The following is a 16,324-nucleotide window of genomic DNA, read 5'->3' on the forward strand; positions in this document are numbered from 1 at the left end:
CATGCACCATGGTGTGAAGGCGCTCGGCTGGCGAGCGCGAGTGCGGATGTTCTTGAGCGTGAGTGTTCTGGTCTGGTGGGTGGGCTGCAATCTGACGGACGATGCAAGTAAGGCGCCCGGTGGCGATGGGACGCTCGATGGCGGGGTTCTGGATGCGGACTCTTCGCTGCCGCCCACCTGCGAGGACGGCGTCAAAAACGCTCAGGAGAGCGGGGTGGATTGCGGGGGCTCGGAGTGTGAGCCCTGTGGGGCTGGCGAGTCCTGCCAGATGGCTGCCGACTGCGCCTCGGGCTACTGCACCGAGGGGGTATGCGTGGAGCAGAGCTGCGCTGAGGTGGAATGTGGCGAGCAAGAGGTCTGCTACCGGGCGCTGTGTTATGTGAGCTGTGACGGGGCCGATGTCTGCGACCCCGGCTCGCGTTGTTACGAAGGGGTCTGCCTGCCGTTGGATTGTTCGGCAACGACCTGCGAGAGCGATGAAACCTGCTACCGCGGGGTGTGCTACGCGGCCTGCGCCGGCGATGCGAGTTGCCCGGAGGAAGGCGCCCGGTGTGTGGAGGGAAGCTGCGTGGTGCCCACCTGCACCGACGGCCTGCAGAACGGCGCGGAGACCGACATCGACTGCGGCGGCCCCGAGTGCGAGGCCTGCACTCCCGGCAAGTCGTGTCTGGAGGTGGGCGACTGCCAGGCGCCGGTCGCAGGGGAGTGGAGCGTCTGTGATTTTGGGGAGAGCACCTGCGCCCAGGTGGGCACCCAGGAGCGCACGCTGGTGTCGTATGCCTGTGGGGAGTCGCAGACCTGTGAGGCGCACGAAGAGGTGGAAACCCGGGAGTGCACCCGCACGACCGACGCTCAGGCCTGCGGGGAGACGGTGGTTGGCGAGTGGGGGGCCTGTCAGGCCATGGAAGCGCAGGGCGTATGCTCGACCCAGGGACAGCGTCGCCGGGTGATCACGAGCTTTTCCTGTGCCCAGGGCAGCTGTGAGACGGTGGAAGATGAAGAGGTTGAGGCCTGCGTGCGCGACACCGAGGCGCAGGCTTGCGGCACCCCTCAGACCGGGGCCTGGTCAGCGTGCGGAGGCTTTTCGGGGACCTGTGACACCACGGGGACCCGCAGCCGCACGCTGACCTATTTTGAGTGTGGAAGCGGCACCTGCGCGGAGCGGGTCGCCACCGAGAGCGAGGCCTGCACTCGGGGCACCAATGGCGCAAGCTGCGGGACGACGACCTACACGAACTGGAGCACGTGCGGCGGTTTCAGCAGTATCTGCGACACGACGGGCACGCAGACGCGCACGGCGACCGATCGTAAGTGCGTCAGCGGGACGTGCTCAAGTTCGGCGCGGAGCGAGGAGCGGAACTGCACCCGGACCACCAACGGTATCAGCTGTGGCAGCACCACCTACGGGGCCTGGTCGACGTGTTCGAGCGCTCCCCTGTGCGAAGAGTCGTTCAAAACGCGCTCGGTGACCCGGAGAACCTGTTCCGGGGGGAGCTGTCAGACCACGACAGGGACGGAGCGGCAATCCTGTGGGATCAATCGGCCGCCCCCGGGCATGCATTGCCCCTGAGCTCCGGGGGGAGCCTGGTGGTGCCGGCGAGCGCTGAACGCCGTTTGCAGAAGGCTTAGACAGGGCATGGCCTGCCCCCTCGGTCTCCTTACAGGGACCCGGGGGAACGTGGCGGGGCTGGGCGCACCCAACTGATGAGAGTGCTTGGTGTTTTTGTGTAACTTTGCGTAATATGATGAGCTGAGCGCCATACTCATCATGTGTTGCCTTCCGAACGCGCGCGGTGGATCTGATCCTGTGTCGGAAGAGCCTCAAGCGGTGGGTAATCTGTGTTCCTGACGAATACCCGAGGGTTGAGGAGCGTGACATGCAGCAGCGTAAGATGATGTCTCTGTGGAGCGTGCGGCTCTGGTGTACCGCCAGCGTTCTTATCTGGTTGGTGGCCTGCAACCTGAAAGATGATGCAGGGCAGCTCTCCAACGACGGCGACGTGGCCTTCGATGGCGACTTTCTCGACGTGGACTCCTCGCCGCAGGCCACCTGCGACGATGATGTCAAAAACGCTCAGGAGAGCGGGGTGGATTGCGGGGGCTCAGAGTGTGAGGCCTGTCGCACTGGCGAGTCCTGCCGGGAGGCTTCGGACTGCGACTCGGGCTACTGCACCGCGGGAGTGTGCGTGGAGGAGAGCTGCGCCGATGTGACCTGTGGTGACGACGAAACCTGCTACCGGGCGGTGTGCTATCTGAGCTGTGATGGGGCCGATGCCTGCGACCCCAGCTCGCGCTGTTACGAAGGGGTCTGCCTGCCGCTGGACTGCTCGGCGACGACCTGCGAGAGCGATGAGACCTGCTACCGCGGAGTGTGTTACGCGGCCTGCTCCGGCGATGCGAGTTGTCCGGAGGAAGGCGCGCAGTGCCTGGAGGGAAGCTGCGTGGTGGCCACCTGTACCGACGGCCTGCAGAACGGCGCGGAGACCGACATCGACTGCGGTGGCTCTGAGTGTGAGGCCTGTGCTCCGGGCAAGGCGTGTCAGGAGGAGGGCGACTGCCGGGCTCCGGTCGCAGGGGAGTGGAGCGTCTGTGATTTTGGGGAGAGCACCTGCGCGCAGGTGGGCACCCAGGAGCGCACGGTCGTGTCTTATAGCTGTGGGGATTCGCAGATCTGTGAGGCGCACGAAGAGTTGGAGACCCGGGAGTGCACCCGCACGACTGAGGACGAGGTCTGCGGGGAGACGGTGGTTGGCGAGTGGGGCGCCTGCCAGGGAGCCGGAGAGCAGGGCGTGTGCTCGACCCAGGGTCAGCGCCGCCGGGTGATCACGAGCTTCGCCTGTGCTCAGGGTAGCTGTGAGGTGGTGGAAGACGAGGAGTTTGAGACCTGCGTGCTCGACACCAACGCGCAGGCCTGCGGCACCCCCGAGGCCGGGGCGTGGTCGGCGTGCGGGGGCTTTGAGAGCGTGTGTGACACGACGGGGGCCCGCAGTCGTACGGTGACCTATTTTGAGTGTGGGAGCGGCACCTGCGCGGAGCGGGTTGATACCGAGACCGAGGCCTGCAGCCGGGTTACCCAGGGGGAGAGTTGTGGCGAGGTGTCGTATGGGGAGTGGAGCGCGTGTGAAGGGTTTAGCGGGGTGTGTGGCCGCACGGGCACGCAAAGTCGCACGGTGACCTACCGCGAATGCAACGGCGGAGCCTGTACCACCCGCACCTCCTCGGAGACGCAGACCTGTACGCGCAACACCGACGGGGTGAGCTGCCAGGCAGATGCGATGGGAGAGTGGTCGGCGTGCAGCTACGCCACGGAGTGTTCGACCTCGGGCAGCCGCACCCGCACCGTGACGGAGTACGACTGTCTGGGCGGCAGTTGCGCCCAGAGCAGCCGCACCGAAACGGACACCGCCGGTTGTGCTCGCAATACTGTGGGAGTGAGCTGTGGGACCACGAGCTACGGAGGCTGGAGTACCTGCGGCGGGTTCAGTAACGCCTGCGATACGACGGGAGAGCAGACGCGTACGGCGACCGATCGAGTGTGCTCCAACGGTACGTGCAGCAGCGTGAACCGCACGGAGGTACAGAGCTGCACGCGTTCGACCAACGGGTCGAGCTGTGGGACCACGAGCTACGGAGGCTGGAGCACCTGCGGCGGGTTCAGTAACGCCTGCGATACGACGGGAGAGCAGACGCGTACGGCGACCGATCGAGTGTGCTCCAACGGTACGTGCAGCAGCGTGAACCGCACGGAGGTACAGAGTTGCACGCGTTCGACCAACGGGTCGAGCTGTGGGACCACGAGCTACGGAGGCTGGAGCACCTGCGGCGGGTTCAGTAACGCCTGCGATACGACGGGAGAGCAGACGCGTACGGCGACCGATCGAGTGTGCTCCAACGGTACGTGCAGCAGCGTGAACCGCACGGAGGTACAGAGTTGCACGCGTTCGACCAACGGCGCGGTCTGTGGTGAGGGGGATACGTATGGCTCCTGGAGCGCGTGCAACTACTCGAGCACGTGTGATACCAGCGCCACGCGTACCCGTACCAAATACACACGGCGGTGCTCCGCAGGCAGCTGCTCCACCACCACGTCGACGGTGAGCGAGAGCTGCTCGCGAAATACCAACGGCACCACCTGCGGTGCCACCACCTACGGCAACTGGTCGTCGTGCTCGATCGTGCCGATTTGCGAGTTTTCCACCAAAAGCCGGTCGGTCACCACGCGCACCTGCTCGGGAGGAAGTTGCCAGACGAACACAAGCACCGAGTGGGCAAATTGCTATTATAACGCACCGAATCCCGGCCAGGAGTGTCCGTGAGATCGTGCTCCGCACCATGACATCGGCTGCCCCGGGTGGCCGGTCGCCCTGACTTAAAACCCCCCGGCGGTGCATCGCACCGCCGGGGGTTTTGTTCAGGGCAACCTTCTGCACCTCGTCTGTGAGGCACGCTCTTTGAACCTCATCGATGCCTGCGTGTTGCGGTGCAGCAGGTCTGCCTGATCAGAAATCCTTGGCGTTGGGGCCGGTGTAGGCCAGGCGAAGTTCGTAGACGCCATCGGCAAACGAGACGACGCGGACTTTGGCGTAGCCGCCATCTTGAAGCGCCACCACAAAGGTCTTGTCGGCCGGGCTCACCGTGTGGGTGGCGAAGTCGTAGTCGTACCAGTCGGCCAGCACGGGGTTGCCAGAATACTCAGCGCCGGAGGGCTGAATGGTCAGGGTTTCGTCGAGCTGATAACCCTCGGCCGGCGCTTCGAGTACGGCCTCAAAGGCTTCTTCCACGGCCAGCGCGCCCACCGAACCTTCCGGAGCGGTGGTGCCGCCGAAGGCGCGGGCCTGGTAGTTCTTAAGGCCGATATCCCAGCGCTCGCCATCTTCCACCACCTGACCCCGGGTCAGCGAGATGTTGGCCCAGCTCTCGGCGTTGGAAGCGTCGACCTCCAGGGTTAGCGCTTCGACCAGGGCCTCCATGGCCTCAAAGCGCAGCTGGTAGATGCCGCCCTCGTAGCTGAGGATCTGGAGCTTGCCGTAGGAGCCGTCGGCCAGGCGCACCACAAACACGCCTGCGGCCGGGCTCAGGGTGTGGGTGCTCATATCGTAGTCAAACCAGCTGGAGAGCGCGGCGTTCTGGGCCACGGGCTCGGCGCCGGGAGGGCCGGCGGGGACCTCCATCGTGTCCACCACAAAGCCGAGGGTGTTGGTGGTGGTCAGCGTCTCAAAGTCGGCGTCGGTGTTGAGGGGAAGCGCGCCGGCAAGGCCCGCGCCGCTCACGCCACTGTTGGTCTGAAAGACGGTGCGCTTGATGGCCACGTCCCAGGTCAACTCGGTGGTCGCGTCGCTGAGGGTGACGGCCTCTTTGTCGACGAGCGAGACGTAGGTCCAGGCCTCGCTCGACGAGGCGTCGATGGTGAAGGCGCCTTCGATCGGATCTTCGGGATCTTCCGGATCTTCCGGATCTTCGGGATCTTCAGGAGCGTCGCCCTCGGGGAAAGTGATCTCGCCATTCGGGGCGGCGATGCTGTCAAAGCGCAGCGTTACAAAGCCCGAGGTACCGGCCTCATCGTAGTAGTCCAGGAGTTGCACCTTCACGTAGTCTTCGGCGCTCAGGCGCAGCACGTACACGCGATCACGGGCGCTGAGGGTGTGGGTGCTCTGATCGTACTCATACCAGGCACCCTCCTGCTGGAAGACCAGCCCCGGGTTCTGTCCCCGCTCATCCGGCTCGCCCTGCACATCGGTGATGTACTCGCCATCGGGAGCCCGGGTGAGCGTCTCAAAGTCTTCGCCCTCTAGAATCTGCACGCTGACCGAGCCGGCGCCGCTGACCCCGCCGTTGACCAGGATCTGGAAGCGCTGAAACGCCAGGTGCCAGGTGTCCTGCTCGAAGTCGGCGTCGGGGACGAGCTCGCCACCAGGCAGGTTCAAGAACTGAAAACTCTCGGCATCGCGGGCATCCAGGGTGATCTGCTGCCAGTCATACGCCTCACCGTCGGTATCCGGGTCGGTGTCGGTGTCGGGTGTCTCGGTGTCCACGTCGTCACGAAGATCGTTGGCGCAGGCGCTGGCCGTGCCGGCGATGAAGAGCGCCACAACGAGGCGCAAGAACAGGTTTTTTGAGAGGTGGTTCATGCTGAAACTCCATCCTATTCAATGGGTTAGGGGTGGTGTGTGCGAAGGGGGAAGCGTTCAGTAGCGCGCGTTCAACGCCAGAAAGAGCGCGCGGGGGGCGATGGGCAAGAAGCGCGCGTCGCCCTGATTTAAGAGGTTGGTGCCGCGCAGCGAGACCGAGAGGTGATCGCCAACATCACGCCACAGGTGCGCGTCGATCAGCGCGGAGGCCGGGGCGGTGTCGGGGGCGTCGAGCTCGGTGGTGCCCGCGAAGTAGTAGGGGCGCTCAGAGGTGAGTTGCGCGCGCAGGTTGGCCTTGAGCCCCAGGGGCAGGCGATCGGCCCCCACCGCCAGGCTCACACGGTGCGGGGCGCGTCCTTCCAGGGGGCGGTTCAGATCGCGATCGAGGGTGTCGGTCAGCGTGTAGCCCAGCTCCAGGCGCACCCCTTTACCGGGGCGCACGCGCAGCATCGATTCGACCCCGCGGGTGCGGGCGCGGGCGATGTTCGTGTAGCTGAACACCAACGCCTGGTCGGCGCCGGCGCTCTCGGAGGTGGTGGAGCCGATGAGGTTGTCGAGCTCGTTCCAGAAGAGGTTCACCTCGACATCGACCTGCTCAAGCGGGCGCCAGAGTGCGCCGAGCTGGAAGGAACGCGAGGTCTCCGGCTTCAGCTCGGGGTTGCCCCGGACCACGTAGCCCACCGCCGGGTTCTCAAAGTCGAGCAAAAGCTCCTGGAAGCTCGGCGCGCGGTAGGCCATCGCCGCGCTCCCCAGCACGTTGAGTTTTTCGAAGACCTGATAGCGCACCGAGAGGGCCGGGCTGGGGTGAAAGCCGTACTGGGAGTCCAGATCGAGGCGAATGCCGGGCATCAAAACCAGCTGCTGCGCATCGCCCAGAAACCACTCATTCTGGGCAAAAAGCGCCAGACGATCGCGTTCCCCGACGCCGTCGCGAAGTCGCTCGGAGTCAAAACGGTGCAATGCCCCCTCGACGCCCACCGTCAGGATGTTGGTGTCGCTTAAGGGGCGCTCGTAGACGCTCTCGACGATGGCCTGGGTCTCGCGGCTGTCTTCGTAGCGATCGAGGGCGTCGGAGTGGCGCTGGTCGTAAAAAAACTGGTTGCGGAAGACCTGAAACGTGGCTGTGGTGCGCAGTCGCCCCTCGCCCTGGCGCTCGGCGTAGATCGAGCCCAGCGCGTCTTCATAGGCGTTGAGGCGGTCAAAGACCGCGCGTGAGGCACCGGCGTCGACCCGCTCCTGACGGCGCACCAGATAGGAGGCGCGCCCGCCCAACTCCCAGCGTTCGCCCAGCTCCCGGGCGCCCCCGAGGCCGGCCTGCGTCTCGTTATAAGAGCTGCCGGTGGAGAAGATGTCTTCGGGCGAAAGATCGTAGCCAGCAGCCTGGCGGTGGTTGGCCTCCAGGTGGGCGCGCCAGCCCTCGCGGCGCATCCCGGCACGGCCGCCGACCTCCAGTTGGTGGCGCTGCCCGTAGCCCAGCGAGGCTTCGGCCTCATAGGGCTCATCGCTAGTACGGGTGATGATGTTGATGACTCCGGCCATGGCGTCGGCGCCGTAGAGAGCGGAGCCGGGCCCGCGCAGCACCTCGACCCGCTCGATGTTGCGGGAGGTGAAGCGAGTCAGGTCGATCACCCCGTCGATGCGCCCGGCCACGCGTTGGCCATCGACCAGGACGAGCACGTAGTCGGCGTCCATGCCCTGCAGGCGCACCCCGGTGCCGCCGATGGTGGGTACGAGCTCCACGCCGGCCTGGGCGGCCAGGAGCTCACTGACATCGCGGGCTCCCGAGGCATCAATGGCTTCCCGGTCGATGACGGTGACCGGCACCGGGCTGTCTTCGCGCGCCTGGGCGCGGCGAGTACCGGTGACCACCACCTGGCCGCGGGCCTGGCGAGTTTCTCGGGTGGGGGATGGCTGGGCGGTCGCGTCGGCCCCGCGGGGAGGAGAGGGCGGAGCGCTGTCCTGGGGCGGCTCCGGCGCCTGCTGCGCCGCCGCCGGGGGAGCCAGCAATAGGCTCAGCCCCAGCGCCAGGGTGATCAGGACCCGGGCTCGACCGTCTCCGGGGAGGGGGGCATTGTGTCGGGGGTTCGGAGGCATCTGTCGATCTCTTCTTTGCGCGATATTGAAAACCAATTTCAATTAGCGAGGGTTAATGGTTCCCCCGGGAGCTGTCAAAGGTAATTTGAAAATGAAAACGATTTTCAATATCTGCTTGAAAATGAAAATGCGTTTCAATATCCATGGTGTCGCGTTGAGTCAGTAACCCCGGCGGATGGGGTTTGGAACTTTTTGAGAAAGGATGAAGATCATGAACCAGGACAGGGCCGGGGCCGCACTTACCTCTTCGAAGTCGCGTGTGATGGACCGCGCGCTGGCCGCGCTGGCGATGGCGCTGGTGGCCCTGTGTGCGGCAACCCAGATCGCCTGCGACTCCGGCGCGAAGACCTCCACCGACGAGGGAGGCGCCCAGGCCAGCACCGCCACGCAACCCGAAGAGCGCGCCGATGGCGCGGAGGCCGCCGCGGCAGACGACCCCGTCGAAGCCGAGCGCCTGGTCGTGCTGGGCGGCCCCATCGCCGAGATCGCCTTTGCGCTGGGCGCAGGCGATCAGGTCGTCGCCGCCGACAAGTCCGCTGAATACCCGCCCGAGGCCGCCGCGGTCGCCACGCTCGACTACTACCGAAAGACGTCTGTGGAGGCCGTGCTCTCCAGGCGTCCCGGGCGCGTGCTGGCCTCGGAGGGCGTGGGCCCGGCCGAGGTCGTCGACCAGCTCAAAGCGGCCGGCGTCGAGGTCACGGTGTTCGAGGAGCCCCATAACATCGCCCAGGCTCGCGAACGCATCCTCAAGGTCGGCGAGGCGCTCGGACGCAGCGAAGAGGCCCGGGGGCTGGTGGCCGAGTTCGACGCGACGCTGGAGAACGCGGAAGCCTCCGCCGCCCGGGTCGACGGGGAGCCGCGCGCGATTTTTGTCTACGCCCGCGGCCCGGGCACCCTGCTCATCGGCGGCCGTGGCACAAGCGCCGCCACCGCCATTGAGCTGGCCGGCGCGAACCTTGTCTCCGGGGTGGAGGACTTTCGCCCGATGAGCGCCGAGGGGCTGATCGCCACTCGCCCCGACGTGATCGTCATGACCGAGAAGGGGCTCAAGAGCCTGGGGGGCGTCGACAAGGTCTGGGAGCTGCCGGGCATGAGCCAGACTCCGGCGGCGGGCTTCCGGCAGGTGGTCGTGGTCGACGATCTCAAACTGCTGGGCTTCGGCCCTCGCTTCGGGGAGGCGGTCAGCGAACTCAGCGCGGGATTCGCAAACCTTGAGCGGGCGGAGTCACCGCAATGAGCGCAGCGATGCCCCATAACGCCGAGTTTGGAAGTTCGCCGAGCGGACGGGCCGCCGAGCGGGCGCGGCGCCGGGGGCTGACGTTGGTCAGCCTGGGCGGGGCGCTGGTGGTCGTGGCGCTGGTCAGCCTGGGCGCCGGGGCGGTGGCCATCGCCCCGGGGGAGGTGCGCTCGGCGCTTATCTCGCTCGTTTTCGGCGGCGCCGAGGCCGACGCGATGCACCTGGCGGTGGTGGGCACGATCCGCGCCCCGCGCGTGCTTTTTGGCGCGCTGGTCGGTGCGACCCTGGGAGTGAGCGGCGCTGCGTTGCAGGGGATCTTTCGCAATCCCCTGGCCGACCCGGGGCTTATCGGCGTCTCCAGCGGCGCGTCGCTGGGGGTGGCGTGCGCGATGATGCTGGGCGGCTCCCTCTCGGGGATGAAGGCCGGCTGGCTGGCCGGCGCAATGATCCCGGCTGCCGGGTTTGTGGGCGGTCTCATCGCCACCTCCATCGTGTATCGCCTGGCCACCCGCGGCGGCCGCACCGACGTGGCGACGATGCTGCTGGCGGGCATCGCCATCAACGCGTTTTGCGGCGCCGGGCTGGGGCTGCTGATCTACGCCGCCAGCGACACCGAGCTGCGCGACTTTACGCTCTGGACGCTCGGCAGCCTGACCACCGCCAGCTGGTCGGTGCTGGCGCTGGCCACCCCGGTGGCCGTCCTGGCGATGGCGGGGCTGATCGCCCAGCAGCGTCAGCTCAACGCCATGCTCCTGGGGGAGTCGGAGGCCTATCACCTGGGCATCGACGCCGATGCCGTCAAGAAGCGCGTGGTGGCGCTGAGCGCGCTGGCCGTCGGCGCCAGCGTGGGTTTTGCGGGCATGGTGGGCTTTGTCGGGCTGGTGGTGCCCCACCTTTTGAGGCTGGCCGGCGGCGCCGACCATCGCCTGGTGCTCCCGGGCTCGGCGCTGCTGGGGGCGGCCCTGCTGGTGGGGGCCGATGCCCTGGCACGCACGGTAGCCGCGCCGGCGGAGCTGCCTATTGGCGTGATCACCTCGTTGATCGGAGCCCCCTTCTTCCTGTGGCTTCTGGCCCGGCAGCTAAAAGGAGTGGGTTGATGGTTTTTGTTCATAAAATCAAAGTGTTGCGAGCGTTGTGTGAGGCCGGTGATGCCTGAGCTTCGAGCCATCGATATGAGCCTTTGCCTGGGCGGCGAAGCCATCGTCAGCGATGTGAGTCTGGGCGTGAAGCCCGGCGAATTCCTGGCGGTGGTGGGCCCCAGCGGCGCGGGGAAGTCCACCCTGCTCGGAGCGCTCTCCGGGGAGCTGCGGCCCTCGGGCGGCGAGGTCACGCTGGGGGCGAAGCCGCTGGCCCGCTGGCGCCTGGATGCGCTGGCCGGGGTGCGTGCGTTTTTGCCGCAATCGCCCTCGTTGAGCTTCCCCTTCCCGGTCATCGACGTGGTGCTGATGGGGCGCCAACCCCTTCATGACGGGGGTATCCGTTGGGTCGACGAGGTGCTCGCCAGGGATTGTTTGCGCCTTGTGGGCATCGAGCACCTGGCCGAGCGGGCCTATACCACGCTCTCCGGTGGCGAGCGCCAGCGGGTGCATTTTGCCCGGGTGCTGGCCCAGGTGGGGCCGGAGCGCCGGGACCCGCGCTACCTGCTCTTAGATGAGCCCACTTCCCAGCTCGATGTCGCCCACGCCTTCTCCGCGCTGCGGGTCGCCCGGGAGTTCTGTGCGCTGGGCGTGGGGGTGATCTGCGTGTTGCACGACCTCAACCTGGCCGCGCGCTTTGCCGACACCGTGGCGCTTCTGGCCCAGGGGCGTCTGCAGGCCCTCGGGCCGCCGGAGCACGTGTTCACCACCGAACTTCTCGCAACTCACTTCGGGGTCGACGCCGACATCGTCGACCACCCGGCCACGGGCGCCCTGCAGGTGGTCGTGCTCGGGGACCGACTCTCTCACTCTCAGGAGACCACACCATGTTGAGCACCCACACCCACGATCCTTCGCCCCTTCTCAACCAGCTCCACGCCCTCAAAGAGGCCGAGCCCAAGATCCGTGCTCGCCGCGCCGCCGAACGCCTGGGGGTGAGTGAGGGCGAGCTGCTGGCCAGCCAGATAGGCCAGGGCGTGCAGCGCCTGGAGGGGGATTTTAAGGAGATGATCCGGGCCTTTGAGGCCTTTGGCGAAGTCATGGCGCTGACCCGCAACGAGTCGGCGGTTCATGAGGTGCACGGCCGCTACGAAGACATCTCGTTTGATGGCATGACCGGCCTGGTGCTCCATCCGCTTATCGATCTGCGTCTGTTTATGTGGTCCTGGCATCATGGTTTTGCCGTGGAGACGCCCTTTCGGGGGGGCGTGCGCAAGAGCCTGCAATTCTTCGACATCGACGGGACGGCCGTGCACAAGGTCTTTCGGACCGAGCACACCGACGAGGCGGCCTGGGAGGGGTTTGTCGAGCAGTATCGCAGCGAAGATCAGTCGCCCTTGATGGAGACGCAGGCCCGCAAGGCGAAAGCGCCGGAGACGCCCGACGCCGAGATCGATGTGGCGGGCTTCCAGGCCCGCTGGCAAGCGCTGGAGGATACCCACGAGTTTTTTGGGATGCTGAGCGAGTTTGGCGTGACGCGCACCCAGGCCATGCGCCTGGCGCCCAAGGGATATGCCCGTCAGGTCGATCCCGGCGCGGTCGTCACCATGCTGGAGGCGGCGCGGGACCAGGAGCTGGCCATCATGTGCTTTGTCGGCAGCAAAGGGTGTATTCAGATCTTCAGCGGCCAGGTTCACCGCCTGGTGCGCACCGGGGAGTGGTTCAATGTGCTCGATCCGACCTTTAATCTGCACCTGAAAGACGGTGATATCGCCCAGGCCTGGGTTGTGACCAAGCCCACCGTCGACGGTGATGTCACGGCTCTGGAAGTATTTGATGATCAGGGAGAGGTGATTGCACTCTTCTTCGGCGCCCGCAAACCGGGGGTTCCCGAAATTGATGCCTGGCGAACGCTTGCCCACGCGCTCTAAGTGCACATATTAAAACTAAGTCACGAAGAGAGCAGGATGCTTCGTGCTGGCGCAGACAACAGATGAGTTCTTCGGAAGGCATCTGAAGTCATAAAGGTCAAATCACGGATTCGACGTCTTTCGAGACGCAAACGTGACACGACGGCGCCGAAGGTCGGGTGATGCTCTCGACGTCTTTCAGCAGGCGCAGGCATCACTTGATCGAGCAGCTTCAAAGCAAGGTGTCGCGATCAAGGAGCAATGCGACACCGGATGAAGCAGCCACATGAGTCGCGTGACGCCGTCGACGTTTTGAAAAAAACGCAGGTGCCAGGCGACACAGAAAAACCCGGGCCCTTGAGGCCCGGGTTTTTTGTTGTGGAGCGTGCGGTGGGCGGTCGGGTCCAGGTGACATGTCTGCCCCGAAATGTCTGACCCAGGGACGAACAAAGTCGAGTGTTTATGCGGCTAAACGGGGTGACATGTCTGACCGAGGGTCAGACAAGGTCGTGCAAGGTGTCTGACCGAGGGACAGACAAGAACGCGTCACATGTCTGACCCAGGGACGAACAAAGTCGAGTGTTTATGCGGGTGAACGGGGTGACATGTCTGACCGAGGGTCAGACACCGTCGCGTCACATGTCCGAGTGAGGGACAGACAAGAACGCGTCACATGTTCGACCGAGGGTCAGACACCGTCGCGTCACATGTCCGACCCCCGGTCAGCCAATCTCAAAGAGACGCGGCGGATAGGGGGGAGGGGGGCGCCCGTCCCTATCAGGGGGCGCTCGGTGCTTCGGAGTGGGTCTGCTTGGTGGCGATCTGGTCGATAAATTCGTCGCCAAAGGCGTCGACCGAGGCCCAGTCGGTGTACTCGTAGTCTTTACTCGTATCGAGTTTCTCGCCGCCTTCGGCCCGGCGCCCGGCCGAGCGCATGATCATGCGTTTCATAAAGCCGTAGCGCGAGAAGGGCATCGCGCCGGCGAAGGCCGCCAGAAGCATCGGCTGCCAGCCGGTCGCTTCCAAAAAGACGTCGAAGTAGTGATGCACCTCCTGGCGGCTCTCTTCGTCATCTCCGGCCGCCGAGAGACTCACCGAAAAGAACGCGTTTGCCACCTGGTTCAACGCGTGATGATTCGCTTTGGCAAAGCGTATCAGCGCTTTTGAGAAGCGCCCGATATGAATGGAGCCGCCGAGAATCACCCCGGCGTAGTGCTCCGGGGAGAAGTCGTCGGGGAGATCGTCCACATCCAGGAGCTCGATGGGATAAGATTTGCTTTTAAAGTAGTCGGCCAGATGCCCGGCGATCTTCTCGGTCTGGCCTTCCTGGCTGCTGTAGATCAGGGCGATGGTATCCTGGTGTGCCATGGGAGTACCTCGGGTAAGAGGGAAGCGCGTAAAGGCGTCGGGGCCCGCACGCCGGCTCGCAAAAGGGGCCGTGACCGAAATCTAGACACGCGTGGGGGGAGCCCTGAGCCAACCCGCGACCGGGGGCTCGGTGGTCCGCAGGCAAGGCCTGGGTCTACTCCCTCCGTAGAAGAACTCAGCCGGTGCTGTTGCATCTGCCGAATGCCCGCCGGGCGCTCCCCCAATCGTCTTCGCCCTCTCACTGCGGCCGCCCGCGTGTGGAGTGGTCGCAGAGCGCCGGGACTCGGGGGGCTTTCGAGGTTTTTGGTTGGTGAGCGGCTGAAAGTGCACACATTAAACTTAAGTCACGAAGAGAGAACGAGGCTTCGTGGCAGCGCCGATGTCAGTGCTCTTGTCGGTGGGTTCGCAAGAGTACTGATGTTTTAAGAAGTTCTATCGTGTTAAAGGCGTCTTAAGTGATGCGGGCATGATGGAATGGCGCAAGGGTCGAGTGATGCTCTCGACGTCTTTCAGCAGGCGCAGGCATCACTTGATCGAGCGGCTTCATGATATCTGTCCACGTCTTACGAGACGTGGGCAGGGGTGAAGCAGCCACATGAGTCGTGTGAGATGCCGGGCGTTTTGTAGAAAACGCCGGCGGTCACATGACACAGAAAAACCCGGGCCTCTAAGGCCCGGGTTTTTTGTGTTCGGCTCCGAAGCCCGGGACCCACTCGCCGACATCTGCATCCCCCGGTTGCCCGTGCCGATGTCTGACCCCCGGTTGAACTATCATGAGGGTTTACAAGGGTTTGAGTTCTCTCGGTATCCCGCTCAAAAGGAGCACAGTCAGCGGTGCCTGAACCGGGTTTGTGACGAGGGAAGGAGCGAGGGAGCATGAGCCCGGCGGTGTCGCGTCTTCGGGGGGCCACATGCTGGCCGGGGGCCGCGCCATTCCGGGCCCTGGCAAGCTGCCCGAGCCTTGACATGAGGGGGGGCCGTAGTAGGTTACGGGCGGTCTATCCTCGGAATTTTTGATCCCTTAATAAGGCGCAGGAGTCGGGCATGAGTCAATACGATGTCGTGGTGATTGGATCGGGACCTGGCGGCTATGTCGCGGCCATTCATTCGGCGCAGTCGGGGCTGAAGACGGCCATCGTCGAGCGCGAACCTACCGAGCGCCTGGGCGGCACCTGCCTGCTGCGCGGTTGCATCCCGACCAAGGCGATGTTGCACACCGCCGACATGCTCGAAACGCTGAAGAAAGGCGACCAGATCGGCGTGATGGCCAACGATGTGGCCCTGGATATGGCAAAAATGCAGGCCTACAAGGGGCGCGTGGTCCAGAAGAACGCCGGTGGCGTCAGCTACCTGATGAAGAAGAACAAGATCGACGTGCACCTGGGCCACGGTCGTCTGGCCGGCAAGGGCAAGGTCAGCGTGGAGAAGGCCGATGGCAAGAAGGAGACGCTGTCGACCAAAAACGTCATCCTGGCCACCGGCTCGACCTGTTTTCATCTGCCCTTCATCGACATGAGCCCGGAGCGGGTGCTCGACTCCGATGCCATCCTGGAGATGGAGGAAGTGCCTGAGCACCTGGTGGTCATCGGCGCCGGCGCGGTGGGCACCGAGTTTGCCAGCGTCTTTCTGCGCTACGGCTCAAAGGTCACGCTCATTGAGATGGCGCCCGCCGTGCTCCCCAGCGAAGATCATGAGGTGAGCGCCGAGGCCGAGAAGTCCTTTAAGAAGCAGGGCATGACGGTGTTGACCTCCTCCAGGGTCACCGATGTCAAAGCCGACGCGGCCGGCGTCAAGATGGTCGTGGAGACGAAGAAGGGAGATAAGACCTCCTCGCAGACCATTGAGGCTTCGCACCTGCTGGTGGCTGCTGGGCGTGCTCCGCGCACGCAGGACATCGGCGCGAAGGGAACCCGGCTCAAAATCAACGAGCGCGGCGTGGTCGAGGTCGACGAGTTCATGCGCACCGGGGAGCCCGGCGTCTACGCGATCGGCGACATTGTCGACACCCCCTGGCTGGCGCATGTGGCCTCCAAAGAGGGGATTCTGGCCGTGGATCATATCGCGGGTAAAAATCCCCGACCCATCAACTACCGCCTGGTGCCCATGTGCACCTATTGCAGCCCCGAGGTTGCCTCGGTGGGGCTGAGCGAGCGCGCGGCCAAGGAAGCCGGCTACGATGTGAAGACCGGCGTGTTCCCCTTCAGCGCGATCGGCAAGGCCGCGATCCTCAACAAGACCGAAGGGTTTGTGAAGATCGTGGCCGACAAGAAGTACGACGAACTTCTGGGGCTGCATATCATCGGGCCCAAGGCCACTGAGCTGATCACCGAGGGGACCCTGGCCATGGAGCTGGAGTCGACCATCGAGGAGCTCCTGATGACGATTCACCCGCACCCGACCCTGGCCGAGGCCGTGGCCGAGGCGGCGCACGCCGCGATGGGGCACGCGATCCATATCTGAGTCGTCGGAGCAGGCGCGCGCGGTGTGCGCGTCTGTCGGGGGGATCGTCCA

At 65.0% G+C, this 16,324-nt stretch carries 10 protein-coding genes; 7 read left to right on the top strand and 3 right to left on the bottom strand.

The features are described 5' to 3' along the window. Window position 1: 1 nt before the first annotated feature. Both DL240_RS17230 and DL240_RS17235 read left to right on the top strand, forming a co-directional pair. Window positions 2-1,570 carry a hypothetical protein gene (locus tag DL240_RS17230; RefSeq protein WP_111731142.1) on the top strand — a complete coding sequence of 523 codons (1,569 nt, stop codon included), beginning with the start codon at window positions 2-4 and terminating at the stop codon, window positions 1,568-1,570. 307 nt (window positions 1,571-1,877) lie between these two features. Next, window positions 1,878-4,316 (top strand): hypothetical protein, encoded by a 2,439-nt coding sequence (locus tag DL240_RS17235; RefSeq protein ID WP_111731143.1) that lies wholly within the window; start codon window positions 1,878-1,880, stop codon window positions 4,314-4,316. Window positions 4,317-4,499: 183 nt separating this feature from the next. Here DL240_RS17235 and DL240_RS17240 read toward each other — a convergent pair whose 3' ends face one another. Both DL240_RS17240 and DL240_RS17245 read right to left on the bottom strand, forming a co-directional pair. Beyond that, window positions 4,500-6,128: an HmuY family protein gene (locus DL240_RS17240; RefSeq protein ID WP_111731144.1), complete on the bottom strand. Its 1,629-nt coding sequence runs from the start codon at window positions 6,126-6,128 to the stop codon at window positions 4,500-4,502. Window positions 6,129-6,185: 57 nt separating this feature from the next. Further along, the gene (locus tag DL240_RS17245) at window positions 6,186-8,222 is read right to left on the bottom strand and encodes a TonB-dependent receptor plug domain-containing protein (protein WP_111731145.1); all 2,037 of its coding nucleotides are present in this window, start codon (window positions 8,220-8,222) and stop codon (window positions 6,186-6,188) included. Between the two features lie 211 nt (window positions 8,223-8,433). Here DL240_RS17245 and DL240_RS17250 point away from each other — a divergent pair, with 211 nt between their 5' ends. Genes DL240_RS17250 through DL240_RS17265 form a run of 4 tightly spaced genes read left to right on the top strand, consistent with a single transcriptional unit; the run spans window position 8,434 to window position 12,466 of the window. Beyond that, on the top strand, window positions 8,434-9,459 hold the full coding sequence (locus DL240_RS17250) for a heme/hemin ABC transporter substrate-binding protein (RefSeq protein ID WP_146618380.1): 1,026 nt from the start codon (window positions 8,434-8,436) through the stop codon (window positions 9,457-9,459). Further along, the gene (locus DL240_RS17255) at window positions 9,456-10,556 is read left to right on the top strand and encodes a FecCD family ABC transporter permease (protein WP_199589853.1); all 1,101 of its coding nucleotides are present in this window, start codon (window positions 9,456-9,458) and stop codon (window positions 10,554-10,556) included. The genes DL240_RS17250 and DL240_RS17255 overlap by 4 nt, the downstream gene beginning before the upstream one ends. A 51-nt stretch (window positions 10,557-10,607) precedes the next feature. After that, a complete protein-coding gene (locus tag DL240_RS17260) occupies window positions 10,608-11,429 on the top strand; it encodes a heme ABC transporter ATP-binding protein (RefSeq protein WP_111731148.1) in 822 nt (273 codons plus the stop codon). Next, window positions 11,423-12,466 (top strand): hemin-degrading factor, encoded by a 1,044-nt coding sequence (locus DL240_RS17265; RefSeq protein WP_111731149.1) that lies wholly within the window; start codon window positions 11,423-11,425, stop codon window positions 12,464-12,466. Before DL240_RS17260 ends, DL240_RS17265 begins: the two co-directional genes overlap by 7 nt. Window positions 12,467-13,222: 756 nt before the next feature. Here the strand turns inward: DL240_RS17265 and DL240_RS17270 are convergent. After that, the gene (locus tag DL240_RS17270) at window positions 13,223-13,813 is read right to left on the bottom strand and encodes a flavodoxin domain-containing protein (protein ID WP_111731150.1); all 591 of its coding nucleotides are present in this window, start codon (window positions 13,811-13,813) and stop codon (window positions 13,223-13,225) included. 1,044 nt (window positions 13,814-14,857) lie between these two features. Here DL240_RS17270 and lpdA point away from each other — a divergent pair. Then, on the top strand, window positions 14,858-16,273 hold the full coding sequence (gene lpdA, locus DL240_RS17275) for a dihydrolipoyl dehydrogenase (protein ID WP_111731151.1): 1,416 nt from the start codon (window positions 14,858-14,860) through the stop codon (window positions 16,271-16,273). Window positions 16,274-16,324 lie beyond the last annotated feature (51 nt).

This window comes from Lujinxingia litoralis, from assembly GCF_003260125.1.
Lineage (GTDB): Bacteria > Myxococcota_A > Bradymonadia > Bradymonadales > Bradymonadaceae > Lujinxingia > Lujinxingia litoralis.